We start from the raw sequence: 15,514 nt of genomic DNA, 5'->3' as shown, positions 1-15,514 counted from the left end.
TACTAACTATCTGAAATTTAAGCATAATTGAATATCCAGAACTATGGAAATACTTAAACTATTAAGTTAATAATTAAAGAAAGTGTCTTAGAATAGACACTTTCATTTTAAGATTATCTTAAAAAAGTAGAGTTAATTAAAAAATATGATAAGATACAAAGGAATTGAAATAATCGTAAATGATAATACTTATGTTGAAACTAAAGGGCTAAATACTTATCTGGATAAAGAAATAAGAGTTGTAATTGGTGAAAATCAACCCGAAAATTATATAGAGGTTAGTAAATATATTATAGATTATATTGTAGATAGTAAACCTGCTATTTCTGAAAACCAAAATATCGGCTATTATTCATGGCTTTTACAATTTAGATGGGATGAAGATAACTGCTATGATCTATATGAGGCAAACTCTGACGGTAGTAACTTTAATAAAGGTTGTGATACGGCAATATCAGTTGTTAGGCAACAAAGTGAAGCATGTTGGCAGCAGAATCTTATTCCTCTCTTTCCAAACTTCAATCAATCAGTTGTCATATCAGATGGTGTTTACGAAGGAAAGGATATTGAAGGAATCAGATATGATTCGCCTCAGGACGAAAGTGGTTGGTATCTTATCACAGACGACTATAATGACGATATTAAATCATTGAAAATGGTTCATTTTTATCATGTTGCTTTTGCTCGTCCTGATATTTTACAATACTTGGCAATACCTTTCGGATACAGATTTATAATGAAAAACGGAAATATTGAAATACATAAGGATGAAGAAGAATAATTCTCAATTTAAAACTAAAATTCATTTTTGAGAAAATCCCGATGGAAAACAAAAATTTGGCTAATTATATTACAAATATTGTTGGTATTAATAAAATAATTGATCGTCATTATGACAAAGAAAAAAAGAATTTTATCGATATTTTCACCTGTGATGATCCTCTTTATCCTAGAATAAAAATTTGCGGTACGATAGGAATATCTGATCACCCCAATAAAATTGAAATGAATAATAATAGCTTTAAAGACATTCCAATAGAGCTTTTAATTGGTGGATACAGAGAATTCAAAATGTTGTCAAATATTCTATCCAAAGCAGGATTTTATATTACTAATAATGGGTGGGAATGCCAACCAGGTTCAGTATTTATGAGAATTGTTGAAATGTATTTTGAGACTTCTGAAATGAAACATATTATGTTTACATCACCATTTTTATGGGAGGACAAATTACAACCACTAAAACTTGAAACTAAAACAGTACATTGGCTTTTGTGTATTCCTATTTCTGATAAAGAACTCGAATATAAGATGGAAAATGGTACATCTGCATTAGAAGATATATTTCAGGAAAAAGATATTGACATATTTGACATCAATAGAAAGTCTGTTATATAAACATTATCTATTCTGTTTAATTCTAATGATATTAATGGTATTGATTCAATACCATAAATATTTATACAGTACTTTATCAATTAGGTAGGAAAAATCAGCTATAAATCCACATCTGCATGATGTGGATTTATTTTTTAATTTGTTTATTAAGCCAATGAGTGAAAATCGAAGCCCCATAAGTCTTATTATCTAAAGATAATGATTAGTGAACTATTTTATTGTCGTGAAAACATCTATCAATTTTAAGGCTGTGAAAACAGGTTCCGAAGCGCACAATTTGAGAAGAAAAACCTTCGATTATATAAAAAAGGATCTTACCGGAAAAAATGAGTATTGGGTAGAAAATAAAATTCCAGATAGGCTTAAATCAATAGAAGCCTACTGTAAGGAAAAATCCGGCAGGAAATTACAGAAAAATGCATTGCCAATTCGTGAAGCTGTAGTCGTAATTAAAGAAAATACAACAATGCAGGATTTGCATAAGCTTTCTAAAAGGCTTGAAGAAGAGCTGAGAATAAGAATTTTTCAAATTGCCATTCATAGAGATGAAGGACATTATGATAAAGATTCTAAAGAATGGAAACCCAATTATCACGCTCATTTAGTAGCCGACTGGCAGGATTTAGAAACTGGAAAAACATTGAAGCATCAATCCTTTCACTATTCAAAAATGCAGGATATTACGGCTGAATGTCTGGAAATGGACAGAGGTGTTTCAGGTTCTAAAGTACGTCTTGAAGCCATAGAATTTAAAATTCAAAAAAAAGAAGAAGAACTTTTGTTGCTAAACAATAGAATAACTGAGATAAAAGCAACGCTCAATTCTAAAAGGTTTAAAGATCTTATTGTAAAAGAAAATGACTTTCTAGGCTTTACTAAGATCAAAACAGATAAAACGATTGAAAACTACGAGAGAGTTTTTAAGTCATATAATACAGAACTGCTTAAAAATAAAGAAATTCTTCAATCCAAAACTAAAATAATTACTGAGCTTCAACAAAAGAATATCGAGTTAATCAAAGAAGTATCAATATTAAAAAACAAACTGTCATTTATTTTGTCTAACGTTACCGAATATACGAACGAAAAGGAGATTTATTTCAATTCAGTGAAGGATACCATTATAAAAGCCATACGGTTTGAAAAATTTAAACAGCCAAAATTATTCGATACAACTAAGGGAAAAATTATAACAATACTTGACGTTATTTGTAAACAAGTTTCTGAAAAAAATAATATTCCTTTTTCATCACTGGAAGAGGTATTTAAAAATCCTGACAGCAGCTTAGAAATCTTTTCCTTATTGAGCATTGGTGATCATAGAATGCAATATAATACTGAAGATATCCCGGTTCAGCAAAAAAGAAAAAAGATAAAGAGGTCATAAGAAGGACTGCAAAAATTCATAAAAGAAAACAAAGGTATTGTTTCAGATTTTTAAAAGACAAGTTCAGGTCCAAAGGATATGATAAAAAATCTCCACCTTACAGGTAGTATTTTTTATCATAAACTTGCTTTTTAAAATCTTTTATAATGAATTTTGGCTTTCTTTTTTTCCTTTTTCTTTTGAAAATATAATTAGTTGTCGAGGAATTAGTTTTGTAGCTCCAAATTCTTTGGAAAAATACACATCCACAGGATTATTTTTTCCTTGAGAATCATATAAAGACCTTATTTCTTTAAATCCCAAATACTCTCATCTTATAAAAAAATGTTCAAGAGTAATTTTCTATTCTCTTATGCTTCAAAATCAAAAAAGTCTTTTAAAGAAATTCCTATGAGATGACAAAATTTTGCTATTGTATAAATTGTCAACCCCCTTTTATTGTTTTTACTTTCCCAACGATTTAATATTTGCCTGTCAATTTCGTATTTTTTAGAAAATTCAGATTGAGACAAACCAGTATTCGCTCGAAGAAACTTAATTCTATCAGCAATTTTATTTTTTAGCAATATATCTTCTTCGTTGAGTCCAGCCATAATGCAATTTTGCAAAAAATCATAACTTTTATGTAATCCATTTGGATTACATAAATAATTTTGGTATATTTGTAGATAATATAATGCAATTATTCCAATAGAATTAAAATATTGAGGCAATTGCTTAGAATCTCGCATTAGAAAACTGGTAATTTTTATGTGTACGAGAAGATAAGTAAATTTGCTCACGACCGCGGCGTGGGCTCTCTTATCGTACACGGGTATACCAGTGCCTCTAATGCTATAAGTTGAGTTCCACGCCTTTCTTTTGGGCAAAATGTGGTGAGTTAGTATTATGGGTGATGTAGTGAATTAATCTTATTGATCTAAGCAGTTTCTTCCAGCAATAATTTAGCTAAAATATACTGCTATGAAAAGAACAGACTCTGCAACCCGGATATTGAACGATTATCAGCTATATGAACTACTGAAAAAAGGTAATCCGACCTCTTTAGAACATATCTATTTACGTTACAAAAGACTTCTTTTCTGGATTGGAAAACAAATGCTTGAGGATGATTTTGTAGTGGAGACACTTGTGCAGGATACTTTCCTTAAACTCTGGTTACACCGTGATTCTATTGAAACTCCCAATCATATTCTTGGCTTTTTACGGTTTGTTTTGAAAAGAGACTGTATATCTTATTTCAATGCTCCAAAAAATAAATTCACCCGCTTAGTTGATTCCCTTGAACGTTTTGAGAATTATCAGGATTATCTTATCGGTTATGATCCCATGCAAGATAAAGAGCATCTTATCCGTCAGGAGTCCGATCAAAAAGATTTTGATGAAGTTAATAGGGTTTTAAATGTAATAAGTCCCAAAAGAAGACACTTGATTAAGCTTTGCCTTGAATATGGATTTCAGTACAAATCCATTGCGGATGCAATGGGCAGCAGTGTGACTGCCATAAGTAATGAAGTAAACAGAGCGATAGATGATCTTCGGAAAATTCTTAATAGAAGTTCTTTTGAACAGCCACAGGAAAAAGCTTTCGATAACAAGGAACAGTCAGAAAAACTCAGTAGTCAACAACTTGATATTTTGAAAAGAAGGGTCGAACAAAAATCTTCTTTCATAGTAATTGCCAAGGAACTTAAACTTTCTGAAAAGCAGGTCCATCGGGAGTTTCTATATGCTTATCAATATCTACAAAATCGAAATACCTCTCAAATCCTTCTATGAAATGGAAAAATCAACAATTACACTTACCCGAAAAATTCAGCTGTTGATCGATGTTCCTCTCATTGAGAAAAAGGAGGTGTGGGAAAAACTCTACCGTTATCAGAACCGATGTTTCAGGGCGGCTAATTTCATCGTTTCCCATCTATATGTTCAGGAAATGATTAAAGATTTCTTTTATTTCACCGAAGAAATCCAATACAAGCTGGCTGATGCAAACAAAGATCAAATGGGAATATTTACACGTTCGAAAACAAGCACAACGGCACGCACGGTTTTTGACCGGTTCAAAGGAGAAATCCCTACCGATATTCTGGGAAGCCTGAACAATACGATTCAATCCGTTTTCTCTAAGAACAAAGCTGACTATTGGCAGGGCTTAAAATCTTTGAGGAATTTTAAAAAAGATATTCCCATTCCACTTCCGGTTAAATGCATCAGCAAAATGAAGTATGATCCTGAAAAGAAAGCGTTTTGCTTCAATATGTTCGCTATCCCGGTTAAAACGTATTTAGGGAGAGACTTCTCCGATAAACGCCTGATAATGGAACGTTTTTTAAGGGGTGAAATAAAGCTTTGTACATCACAGATCCAACTTAAAGACGGGAAAATCTATTGGCTCGCAGTATTTGAATTTGAAAAAGGAAAATACCTTTTACAACCTGAAATCATCGCAGAAGCTTCCCTGTCTTTGGAGCATCCTATTGTAGCAAAAGCTGGCAATGTGCGAATCAGTATTGGCACAAAAGAGGAGTTTTTATATCGCAGGCTTGCCATTCAGGCAAGTCAAAAAAGGATTCAAGATGGTATAACCTATGCTCGTTCAGGAAAAGGAGCCAAACGGAAACAGAAAGCATTGTATAAAACAGAGAATTTGGAAAGCAGATATGTAAGTCATAGGCTTCATGTGTACAGTCGGAAACTTATAGATTTCTGCATCCAACAGCAGGCAGGAACACTTATTCTTAAAAATCAGGAAGACAAAATCGGTATTGCAAAAGATAATGAATTTGTGCTTCGAAACTGGAATTATTATGAGTTGCAGACCAAAATAAGATACAAAGCTGCAAAAGCAGGTATTGAATTAATTATTGGATAGAAAAAAATAAGAGGGTGCTTGTACACCCGCAGGGTGAGGTCTTGAAACACTCACTAAATACTTACTGTATATACAACGGCGTGGGTTCTTTTTATATGTATGATATGGAAAGAAAATACATAAGAGAAGAAACAAACGCTTTAGAGAAATGTTGGGAATAAAGCAAGAGACTCCACTATTGATTAGATGATAAGTGTAATCAGGAGAAATTTACTTTACCAGAATAAAGGAAGAGATTGATTAAAATTTCTTCATGGCTGTAGATGGATAATAATCCAATTGAAATGTACATAAGGTGGAACCTCCGATTCTTTTGTGGACGGAAAATACTAGCTTTTAAATAAAGCCATTAAAAGACATAGATATTCCTTCAAAGCCGAATAAAATTATTATTCAATTTCGCTAATAATTTTATTTGAAATTTATACAGAGTGTTGGAGGATAAGAAAATAAAAAAAATGCCTATTGAGGAGGTGATAGAATTCTTTCAAAACGAAGGAGTGGAAATAACTGAGGAAGAGGCAGAATTGATCATGGAGTTTCTGTACACTCTTACCTCGGCTGTTATTAGACAGTACTTCGGTTCTGAATAATTTATTTCTAAAGCTATCCTCTAATATTTACTAAACATGAAAATTATGAAGGTAGCAGATTTATACATCCGTGTTTCTACTGATGAACAGGCAGACAAAGGATATTCACAAAGAGATCAGGAGGATCGGTTAAAAAAATATTGTTCATCTAACAATATCTCTGTTGGACAAATAATCTACGAAGACCATTCCGCAAAATCATTTAACCGCCCCGGCTGGATAAGACTTTTAACTACACTTAAAAAGAAAAGTTGTAAGACAAACCTTATTCTATTTACTAAATGGGACCGTTTCAGCCGTAATGCTGGGGATGCATATCAAATGATAAGTACACTTGCAAAATTGGGAATAGAACCACAGGCTGTTGACCAGCCTTTAGACCTTTCTATCCCCGAAAATAAAATGATGCTTGCAATTTATTTGGCAGCGCCTGAAGTCGAAAATGACAGAAGGGCGCTTAACGTGTTTTATGGAATGCGTAGGGCAAAAAAAGAAGGAAGGGTTATGGGAAAAGCACCATTTGGCTATGCTAATAAAAGTAGGGAAAATGGTGAAAAGTATATTGTACTGCAAGAACCTGAAGCATCAGCAATGAACTGGGCTTTTAATGAGATTGCAAAAGGGGTATTGGCCTCTAATCAAATCAGAAAAAGAGTCAATGAATTAACAATTAAAAAGGTGAGCAGAACATCTTTTCATGTGGCAATAAGAAATCCTATATACTATGGGAAAGTATTTTTAGAAAAACACAAAGATGAAGAGGCACATTTTGTAGAGGGTCAGCATGAAGCTTTAATTAGTGAGGAGCTATTCAACAAAGTGCAAGAAATACTGGATGGTAAAAGGAGACTTCAGCGACCTAATACTAAAATTCTTTCCGGTGAGCATTTTCCATTACGGGGTTTTTTGGTATGTCCAAAATGTGGAAAAAATATTACTGCAAGCGCTTCGAAAGGGAGAAATAACAGATACTACTATTATCATTGCAATGCAGCCTGTGGATTCCGCCATAGAGCAGAATTGGTCAATTCGGTTTTTGAAGAAGGATTAAAGCAATTGGAAATGACTGAGCCTGCAAAGAAGCTTATAGAAAAAGTATTTCTGGATAACTATCAGAAGTTTATAAAAGCCCCACAGGATGAAAGAAAGAAGATATCTGATGAGATAGATAGGTTGAATTTAAGGATTTCTCTGGCGAGAAATAAACTGCTTTCTGAAGTAATCACCGATGAAGAATATCTTGAAATAAAAAAAGAATATAAAGAGCAGATTGAAAAACTGGAAACACAATTAAATGATAAGCCGATAGAAAATAAAGTAGATATACCAAAGCTACTAGGAAAAGCATTAGAAACGCTTACAAATATCTGGAAAGTCTATACAGAAGGAGATATTGCAGTCAAGCGACAAATTATCGGTTCGATTTTTCCTGAAAAACTTGAATTTTACAAAAATCATTATCGAACCATAAGAATTAATGCTGTAGCTCACTATATCTTTCAGATTAACAATGGATTATCACAAAATAAAAACAGGAGAAACGATAATTATAATCATTTCTCCTGCTATGTAGACCCACAGGGATTCGAACCCCAGATGACTGAACCAAAATCAGTAGTGTTACCGCTACACCATGGGTCTGTTTCTATGCCGCGAAATTATAGAAATTATTTTAAATATGAAAATCTAAATTAAAGATTAATTAACATAAAAGAAGCTTGAATTGCTTTACTTATTGATATCCAAATAATTATTTTTCAAGAAAAATTAAAAAAAATCTGCTTCTACCCATAAACAGTAGATTTGTGGATATTATCTGTTCGATTTGAAGAGCAGGGGTTACATTAATTTATCCGAATAATAATAACTTCCCGCTTCCATTCTAAAAAGATCCGTTAAATAATAAAATCTTATCTTTGCAAAAAATTGGGCTCCAAAAGTTGGAGTAACCCATTAATAACATATCCTTGAGCAAAGTAAAAGGATTATTAAACATTTTTTATGTCAAATATTGTCGCAATCGTTGGACGTCCCAACGTAGGAAAATCCACGCTTTTTAATCGTTTATTAGAAAGAAGAGAAGCAATTGTAGATTCTACAGCGGGTGTTACCAGGGACCGTCACTACGGAAAATCAGACTGGAACGGAGTAGACTTTACGGTAATTGATACCGGAGGTTATGATGTAGGTACAGATGATATCTTTGAAGAAGAAATCCGTAAGCAGGTACAATTAGCGGTGGATGAAGCCACTTCTATTATCTTTATGATGAACGTAGAAGAAGGACTTACTGACACAGACTACGAAATCTACAGACTTCTTAGAAGATCCAACAAACCTATTTATATTGTTATCAATAAAGTAGATTCTGCAAAGGAAGAACTTCCTGCAACAGAATTCTATCAGCTGGGAATAGATAAATATTATACACTTTCTTCTGCTACAGGTTCAGGAACAGGGGATTTATTAGATGATATCGTTAAAGATTTCCCTACTACAGAATACAAAGATCCGTTTGAAGGATTGCCTAAAATCACCATTGCAGGCCGTCCAAACGTAGGAAAATCTACGATGACCAATGCTTTATTGGATGTTGAAAGAAATATCGTAACAGATATTGCTGGAACTACAAGAGACAGTATCCAGACTTTATATAACAAATTCGGACATGAGTTTGTATTGGTAGATACTGCAGGGATGAGAAGAAAGTCTAAGGTAAACGAAGATCTTGAATTCTACTCTGTAATGAGATCGATCCGTTCTATCGAATATTCTGACGTCGTGATCATCATGGTAGATGCTACGCAGGGATGGGAATCTCAGGATATGAACATCTTCGGATTGGCTCAGAAAAACAGAAAAGGAATTGTAATCCTTGTGAATAAGTGGGATTTGATCGAGGATAAGCAGACCAATACAATGCGTGATTTTGAAAAATCAATCAAAGATAAAATTGGTCAGTTCCAGGATATTCCAATCTTATTCGTTTCAGCTTTAACGAAGCAGAGAATCTTAAAAGCTGTAGAAGTAGCTATGGAGGTTTATGAAGACCGTAAGAAGAAAATTAAAACTTCAAAACTGAATGAAGTAATGCTTCCGATCTTCGAACAGACACCACCACCGGCATTGAAAGGAAAATATATCAAAATCAAATATTGTGTACAGCTTCCTACGCCTTCACCACAGTTTGTATTCTTCTGTAATCTTCCGCAGTATGTGAAAGAACCGTATAAGAGATTTACTGAAAATCAGTTGAGAAAACAATTCGGGTTTACCGGAGTTCCGATTGAAGTGTATTTCAGACAAAAATAATAAAGAACAATTGTTCATCAAAAACCCTCCGGCAAGCGAAGCTTGCCGGAGGGTTTTATTTCATCAGAACAGACTTTCTCCTTAAGCCCAATCTTTCAATTCGTTTTTTAGTTGTAATTTTGCAGCAATTAATATCAATTAACTGAAATTAAAATTAAATTTTCATGCTTACTATTTTATCGCAACAATTTTCTCTTGTCAACGAATGGATTAACGAACTTAGAAACGTTACGATCCAGCATGACCGAATGAGATTCAGAAGGAATATGGAAAGAATAGGGGAGATTGCCGCTTTTGAAATAAGTAAAGGTCTGGAGTACAGGGAAGTAGAAATTCAAACTCCTTTAGATACAATAAAAAGCAGGGAAATTGCTGTACAACCGGTTATTACAACTATTTTAAGAGCCGGAGTTCCGTTATTCGAGGGTATTCTGAACTATCTGGACAGGGCAGACTGCGGTTTTGTAGCTGCTTACCGAAAACATGATGCCAACGATTATTTCTCAATCAAACAGGATTATCTTACCTGTCCAAGCATTGAAGGAAGACCGTTAATCGTAGCAGATCCCATGCTGGCAACAGGAGCATCTCTCATTGAAGCTATCAAAGATTTGCTGACCAACGGAAACCCAACACAGCTTCATATTGTTGCAGCCATTGCATCGAAACAAGGAGTTGAAACTATCCGGAATGCATATCCTGAAGCTCACATCTGGGTAGGAGCTATTGATGAACATTTAACTTCAAAAGGGTATATCACACCAGGATTGGGAGATGCCGGAGATTTGAGCTACGGAGAAAAACTTCAGCGATAAATTAAGAAAGATTCCAGAAATCTTTTATTAAATTCAATAATAAATTGGGTCGTACTTTATCCATAGGATGCTTGGTGTCCGGGAGTACGGCCAATTTTGCATTAGGAAGGCTTCTGTAAACCCTCGCACTCTCTTCCAGAGTTACCATATTATCTTTATCACCTACCATGATTTGAACCGGAGTGGTAATCGTGGCAAAATTATTTTCCAGCGGAGGATTTTTACCTAAATCAATCATCAGATCAGCAATAGCTGGAAGAAGCTGTTTCCATTTTGTTCCGTGCTGAGATTCTAAAAGCTGAGCATACTGGGGAATTTTTTCAAGAATCACATCCGGATTAAGCATCTTGCTTTCTTTTATGGCCTCTTCCTCAGTCCAGTCAAACTTTGTTCCCAGTGTTATAACAGAATTTACATTGTCAGGGTTTTCCATGGCGTAGCAAAGCGCAACATAACCTCCCATGCTGTGTCCAAAAATAGATACGTCTGTCAGATTATTCACCTTACAATACTCAGATAATTCCTGAACATACTTCTTAATAGTAAGGCTGCCTTCAGGAAGTTCCTGGTCTCCATGTCCCGAAAAAAGGGGAGTATGAACTGTAAAATAGGATGACAGAACATTCAGATAAGGCTTAAAAATGTCGCTGTGGCCTAAAGCTCCGTGCAGTAAAATCAGATTGGGCATTGTTGTATAGTTTCCTGAAAATTAGGAAAAAGAATTGAATCGTGAAAATAGATGGGGTGGAAGTGTAAGAGTGTTTGATAATTGTAGGGTTTGAAAATATTCTTGATTATGGCTCCGCACATAAAATCCCGAAACCCGAAACTTGCACCCCACACCTCGAAACTCGTATCCCGAATTCCATATCAAACATCCACTGCCATCACCATTACACTCACTCTGTTATTTCCGGCATTTAAAATTTCCCAAGCAATCGATGAAACAGTATTTCCTGTGGTAAAAACATCGTCGATCAAAAGAATATGCTTTCCCGTAACAGCTTGTGTGACAGAGAATGTATTAGAAGACTCCAATCTATGTTTTTTATCTTTTAAAGCCTGTGCTTTTGAATAATGATTTCTTTTGATTAATCCGTGATCGAAAGGAATGTTGTAAAATGCAGATAAGGTTTCAGTGAACAAATGGAGTTGATTATATCCGCGCTCTTTCAGTTTCCTGGGATGAAGAGGAACACTTGCCAGTAAGTCAGGTTTTTCATTCTTGAAATCCAGACGTTCTGTTGTCCAGCCTGCGAGAATCTTACCGACTTTTTCCCTGCTTCTGTATTTTAGGTCGTGAATAATCTTACGGCTTAAACCTTCCTCTTCAAACTGTATCAGTGCAAAAGTGTTCTCTACAGGGAAAAATAAATTACATTTTTCTTTGATTGGATTATTTTCGAAATAATCATAATGGGTAAAGTGAATCTGATTAAAGCAAAGGCCACAAACCAAAAGTTCAGGGTCAATGATTTTGTTGCAGTGAATGCAACGATTCGGAAACAATAAATCTAATATCATGAATGTGTTTTTACTAAGATAGAAAATAATTGTCAGATTTTGCTTTGCAAAGCCAATGGTGAATTTGTATTGTTCACAAGATCATTTCATTTAGCAAGGGAAAAACCTTTTTGTTGCTGAGTGTATGTCTTCGCGAGCAAATATTCTAAAATTATAATAGAAAACTTTGCGAATTCAGCGTTTAGATAAATATAGTTACATGTAAATTTCAGCAGCAAATTGATTATTAATAAACTCGAATCTCGAATCTCGAATCTCGCATCCCGAATAAAAATTCACAAGCGAAGCGAATTGACGATTCACTATTCACATACTAATTCTCAAATCTCTTCCTGATCTTCTCTACAGAGCTCTTCATACTCAGATTAAAATGTTCCTTTTCCAGTCTTACCGGTGGAGCTTGTCTTACTTCACAGTCAGGAATACTGCAGGATTCGCAGGTAACTCCTACGTTGATGGTTTTTAAAGAAGGAGACTTGATAAAACCTATTTTTTTAATCGTTTGAGAATTCAGTAAAATCCCCAGACAATAACTTCTGTTACTTCCATCTGAGAAAGGATTTTTCTGTGAGGTAGAAATCACCAGATAGCTTATTCCCTGGTCTTTGTAATGAGAAATCTGAGCATCTGTCTGTGTCTCATTTTCTTTTAAATCATCGAGATTTTTCACAGCAATCCATCTTCTGCAATAATGTTCATTGGTAGCATTGGCGTGAGGCGCCTGTTGATGATTAAGATGCAGCTCCTTTAAAATCTGAATTTTATCCGAATTTTTCTTTTTGACCAGACATAAATAAAAAAGATCCCTGATCCCCATCTCAGCCGAAAGAATATTCGTAAGGCGGTAATAAAAGGTTTCCGGTGAACGGGTGAAGCTATTGATCAGGCTTTCGAAATTTTTGGGCTCCCAGGTATTTTGCTGAAAAAATTCCGAAGTCTTTTCAATAACCGGTTCTTTTGAAATAAGCAAAGCGCCAGCGAAATAAGAAGCATAAAAATTATTCAGTATTTCTTCAAAACTTCCAAAGTCCAGCCATGAATACGTATTGGGACGATTTTTTAATTCCAGTACATTGAAACCAATTTCTTTGGCAAGGATGAACGTTTTCTGATCCTTTTCCAGTTTTTGATTCAGAAGCAAAAGTTTTTTCTCCGGAATGAAAAGAGAACGAAGGTTATCCAGGGTTCCATATTTTTCAAAATCTTCTGACTGAATAGTGTAGCTGAATTTTTCTCCAAGAATTTTCTCCAGAATATCAGACTTTAAGCTTTTCCCGATTTTTAAGTGATTTTCCTGGGTAAACAGCCTTACTTTTTCTTCAATTTCCGGAAAATAGTTATCATACAATTCCTGAAAAGACCTTAATACCGCAAAATAGAATCTTTCCTTCCCCAGATTATAATTCTGAGAAATTTCAATAAGAGCATTGATAAAAGCGGTTACTTTTTTAGGAGCATCACTGATTATACTGATAAGGTTGTTTTTATTGATCCCGAACAGTTCCAGAGGAACTTCTTTGAAGAAATCAGACTGAAGAATTTCGTTGAAAGGAGCAAGGCTTTTATCCAGCTTGGTAGAAACCAGATCATCGAAAGTACAGCTTAGTGCTTCAGAAAGCTGGATAATTTTATCGTGCTTGGGATATTTTTTTCCATTCTCAATTTCGTTGAGGTAAGATTTTGATAATCCTGTCTTTACAGCAAGATCCTGCAGAGACCAGTTTTTCTTTTGTCTCTGCTGTTTCAGTTTTAGTCCGAAAACTGTTTTGATAAAGTCACTTTCTGAATTCATTACTCAAATATAAATAATTAGATGCGATTATTCGCATAATAATTTTTAAATAAAATTAGCGAACGTTCGCTGATTGTGAAAATTTTTATTTATGTTTGTAACATCAAATCACAAAATCAATAAGTTATGGAAACAAAGACTCAGTTAGAAATAAAGTCGCAGAAGCAGTTTGAGGAAATATTTACTCCTGATTTGGCAGATTTTCTGATTTCGCTTCATCAGAACTTTAATCATAAAAGACTTGAACTTTTAGAAGAAAGAAAAAATACTCAGCATCATTTTGACCAGGGAAACCTTCCGGAGTTCTTAAAAGAAACTGAAGACATCCGGAACGGGAATTGGGTATGTGCTCCGCTTCCTGACGATATGTTGGATCGAAGAGTAGAAATTACCGGCCCGGTTGACCGCAAGATGATTATCAATGCCCTGAATTCCGGAGCTTCTACATTTATGGCTGATTTTGAAGACAGCAGCTCGCCGGTGTGGGAAAACTGTATCCAGGGGCAGATCAATCTTTCTGATGCCATTAACCGAAAGATTGATTTTGTCAACGAAAAGGGAAAGGCATATACCCTTAATGAAAAAACAGCCGTTTTACAGGTTCGTCCAAGGGGGCTTCATCTTCCTGAGAAACATATTGAAATTAATGGAGAAAAAGCTTCCGGATCGCTGACCGATTTTGGAATGTACTTTTTCAGAAATGCAAAACAGCTTCTGGAAAACGGAAGTGGTCCTTATTTTTATCTTCCGAAATTAGAGCACTATAAAGAAGCCCGATGGTGGAATGAGGTTTTTGTTTTTGCACAAAACTACCTGGGAATTCCGGAGGGAACTATCAAAGCCACTGTTTTAATAGAAACAATTACCGCATCATTTCAGATTGATGAAATTTTATTTGAATTAAAAGAACACAGCGCAGGATTGAATTGTGGGAGATGGGATTATATTTTCTCTTACATTAAAAAATTCAGAAACCTTCCCGAATTTATCGTTCCGGACAGAGATCAGGTAACCATGACTTCTCCCTTTATGAGTGCTTATTCAAAAAGAGTGATCGAAATCTGCCATAAAAGAAATGTACATGCTATTGGAGGAATGGCAGCCCAAATTCCGGTAAAAGACGATGACGAAGCCAATACAAAGGCTTTTGAAAAAGTGAAAAGTGACAAAGAAAGAGAAGTGAAAAATGGTCATGACGGAACGTGGGTAGCACATCCGGCATTGGTAGCGGTGGCAAAAGAAATTTTTGACGAGCATATGCCTTCCAGAAATCAGATCGATAAAAAATTTGAATATCATATAACAGAAAGCCAGCTGCTGGAAATTCCCAAAGGTGATATTACCGAAAAAGGAGTCCGGAAAAATATCAATGTAGGAATTCTTTATCTGGAAAGCTGGCTGATGGGAACTGGCGCTGCCGCCATTTATAACCTGATGGAAGATGCTGCAACTGCCGAGATTTCAAGGACACAAATCTGGCAATGGCTGAAAAATGAAGCGGTTCTGAGCGATGACAGAACATTAACCCGAAGCATGGTATTGCAGTGGGAAAAAGAAGAAATGGATAATATTGAAAAGTATGTAGGAGAAGCCCGTTTCCAACATGGAAAATTTAACCTTGCCAAAGAACTTTTCAATGAATTGATTTTCTGTGAAAAATTTGAAGAATTTCTGACCCTTAAAGCATATCCTTTTATTTAGTTAGAGAGTGGGAGAGTACAAGTATCTGAAAGTTTGACAATCATATCTCAAACCCTGAACCTCGTACCCCGAATCCCGAATCTCGAAACCCAAAATCTAATCAAACAAAATCCAAAT

Annotated in this window: 12 protein-coding genes, 1 tRNA gene and 1 pseudogene; 9 read left to right on the top strand and 5 right to left on the bottom strand. The window is 34.9% G+C overall.

Going from position 1 to position 15,514, the window contains the following annotated elements; genetic code table 11:
- The first annotated feature begins 145 nt into the window (after positions 1 to 145).
- From FB551_RS13240 to FB551_RS13230, 3 genes are all read left to right on the top strand, one after another.
- Entirely contained in the window at positions 146 to 781 is a 636-nt protein-coding gene (locus tag FB551_RS13240; protein WP_142017825.1) for an immunity protein Imm33 domain-containing protein, read from the top strand.
- Positions 782 to 822: 41 nt separating this feature from the next.
- Positions 823 to 1,398 carry a suppressor of fused domain protein gene (locus FB551_RS13235; RefSeq protein ID WP_142017824.1) on the top strand — a complete coding sequence of 192 codons (576 nt, stop codon included), beginning with the start codon at positions 823 to 825 and terminating at the stop codon, positions 1,396 to 1,398.
- A 205-nt stretch (positions 1,399 to 1,603) separates the two neighbouring features.
- Positions 1,604 to 2,785: a hypothetical protein gene (locus FB551_RS13230; protein WP_142017823.1), complete on the top strand. Its 1,182-nt coding sequence runs from the start codon at positions 1,604 to 1,606 to the stop codon at positions 2,783 to 2,785.
- A 350-nt stretch (positions 2,786 to 3,135) separates the two neighbouring features.
- On the opposite strand, the gene FB551_RS23525 is transcribed toward FB551_RS13230, so the two are convergent.
- Complete coding sequence (locus FB551_RS23525) at positions 3,136 to 3,516, bottom strand: helix-turn-helix transcriptional regulator (RefSeq protein ID WP_226798688.1); 381 nt, start codon at positions 3,514 to 3,516, stop codon at positions 3,136 to 3,138.
- Between the two features lie 232 nt (positions 3,517 to 3,748).
- Here FB551_RS23525 and FB551_RS13220 point away from each other — a divergent pair, with 232 nt between their 5' ends.
- The 3 genes and pseudogenes from FB551_RS13220 to FB551_RS23520 form a co-directional block, all read left to right on the top strand.
- A complete protein-coding gene (locus FB551_RS13220; RefSeq protein ID WP_142017822.1) occupies positions 3,749 to 4,564 on the top strand; it encodes an RNA polymerase sigma factor in 816 nt (271 codons plus the stop codon).
- 1 nt (position 4,565) lies between these two features.
- Positions 4,566 to 5,660 carry a hypothetical protein gene (locus FB551_RS13215; RefSeq protein WP_142017821.1) on the top strand — a complete coding sequence of 365 codons (1,095 nt, stop codon included), beginning with the start codon at positions 4,566 to 4,568 and terminating at the stop codon, positions 5,658 to 5,660.
- A 629-nt stretch (positions 5,661 to 6,289) separates the two neighbouring features.
- A pseudogene (locus FB551_RS23520) lies at positions 6,290 to 7,237 on the top strand (recombinase family protein); the annotation flags it as partial.
- A 586-nt stretch (positions 7,238 to 7,823) separates the two neighbouring features.
- Here the strand turns inward: FB551_RS23520 and FB551_RS13200 are convergent.
- Positions 7,824 to 7,894 (bottom strand) — tRNA-Gln (locus FB551_RS13200).
- A 360-nt stretch (positions 7,895 to 8,254) separates the two neighbouring features.
- Here FB551_RS13200 and der point away from each other — a divergent pair.
- Both der and upp read left to right on the top strand, forming a co-directional pair.
- Positions 8,255 to 9,565 (top strand): ribosome biogenesis GTPase Der, encoded by a 1,311-nt coding sequence (der, locus tag FB551_RS13195; RefSeq protein ID WP_047434842.1) that lies wholly within the window; start codon positions 8,255 to 8,257, stop codon positions 9,563 to 9,565.
- Between the two features lie 164 nt (positions 9,566 to 9,729).
- Positions 9,730 to 10,380, top strand: coding sequence for a uracil phosphoribosyltransferase (gene upp, locus FB551_RS13190; protein ID WP_047434840.1), 651 nt, complete (start codon positions 9,730 to 9,732; stop codon positions 10,378 to 10,380).
- Between the two features lies 1 nt (position 10,381).
- On the opposite strand, the gene FB551_RS13185 is transcribed toward upp, so the two are convergent.
- From FB551_RS13185 to FB551_RS13175, 3 genes are all read right to left on the bottom strand, one after another.
- Complete coding sequence (locus tag FB551_RS13185; protein ID WP_142017819.1) at positions 10,382 to 11,068, bottom strand: alpha/beta fold hydrolase; 687 nt, start codon at positions 11,066 to 11,068, stop codon at positions 10,382 to 10,384.
- Positions 11,069 to 11,250: 182 nt separating this feature from the next.
- Positions 11,251 to 11,904, bottom strand: a complete 654-nt coding sequence (locus tag FB551_RS13180) for a ComF family protein (RefSeq protein WP_142017818.1) — start codon at positions 11,902 to 11,904, stop codon at positions 11,251 to 11,253.
- A 313-nt stretch (positions 11,905 to 12,217) separates the two neighbouring features.
- Positions 12,218 to 13,696 carry a helix-turn-helix domain-containing protein gene (locus FB551_RS13175; protein WP_142017817.1) on the bottom strand — a complete coding sequence of 493 codons (1,479 nt, stop codon included), beginning with the start codon at positions 13,694 to 13,696 and terminating at the stop codon, positions 12,218 to 12,220.
- A 126-nt stretch (positions 13,697 to 13,822) separates the two neighbouring features.
- Here FB551_RS13175 and aceB point away from each other — a divergent pair, with 126 nt between their 5' ends.
- Positions 13,823 to 15,397, top strand: a complete 1,575-nt coding sequence (gene aceB / locus FB551_RS13170; protein WP_142017816.1) for a malate synthase A — start codon at positions 13,823 to 13,825, stop codon at positions 15,395 to 15,397.
- The last annotated feature ends 117 nt before the right edge of the window (positions 15,398 to 15,514 follow it).

It is taken from the genome of Chryseobacterium aquifrigidense (genome assembly GCF_006716485.1).
Taxonomy (GTDB): domain Bacteria; phylum Bacteroidota; class Bacteroidia; order Flavobacteriales; family Weeksellaceae; genus Chryseobacterium; species Chryseobacterium vietnamense.
Note: the sequence above shows the minus strand (reverse complement) of the source record. Positions and strands in the feature narration are given on the sequence as shown.

Bases quoted from the DNA above. Each gene is read 5' to 3' on its own strand.
- FB551_RS23525 (WP_226798688.1), bottom strand. From the start codon at position 3,516: ATGCGAGATTCTAAGCAATTGCCTCAATATTTTAATTCTATTGGAATA.
- FB551_RS13235 (WP_142017824.1), top strand. From the start codon at position 823: ATGGAAAACAAAAATTTGGCTAATTATATTACAAATATTGTTGGTATT.
- FB551_RS13240 (WP_142017825.1), top strand. From the start codon at position 146: ATGATAAGATACAAAGGAATTGAAATAATCGTAAATGATAATACTTAT.
- FB551_RS13185 (WP_142017819.1), bottom strand. From the start codon at position 11,068: ATGCCCAATCTGATTTTACTGCACGGAGCTTTAGGCCACAGCGACATT.
- FB551_RS13215 (WP_142017821.1), top strand. From the start codon at position 4,566: ATGGAAAAATCAACAATTACACTTACCCGAAAAATTCAGCTGTTGATC.
- FB551_RS13180 (WP_142017818.1), bottom strand. From the start codon at position 11,904: ATGATATTAGATTTATTGTTTCCGAATCGTTGCATTCACTGCAACAAA.
- FB551_RS13220 (WP_142017822.1), top strand. From the start codon at position 3,749: ATGAAAAGAACAGACTCTGCAACCCGGATATTGAACGATTATCAGCTA.
- der (WP_047434842.1), top strand. From the start codon at position 8,255: ATGTCAAATATTGTCGCAATCGTTGGACGTCCCAACGTAGGAAAATCC.
- aceB (WP_142017816.1), top strand. From the start codon at position 13,823: ATGGAAACAAAGACTCAGTTAGAAATAAAGTCGCAGAAGCAGTTTGAG.
- upp (WP_047434840.1), top strand. From the start codon at position 9,730: ATGCTTACTATTTTATCGCAACAATTTTCTCTTGTCAACGAATGGATT.
- FB551_RS13175 (WP_142017817.1), bottom strand. From the start codon at position 13,696: ATGAATTCAGAAAGTGACTTTATCAAAACAGTTTTCGGACTAAAACTG.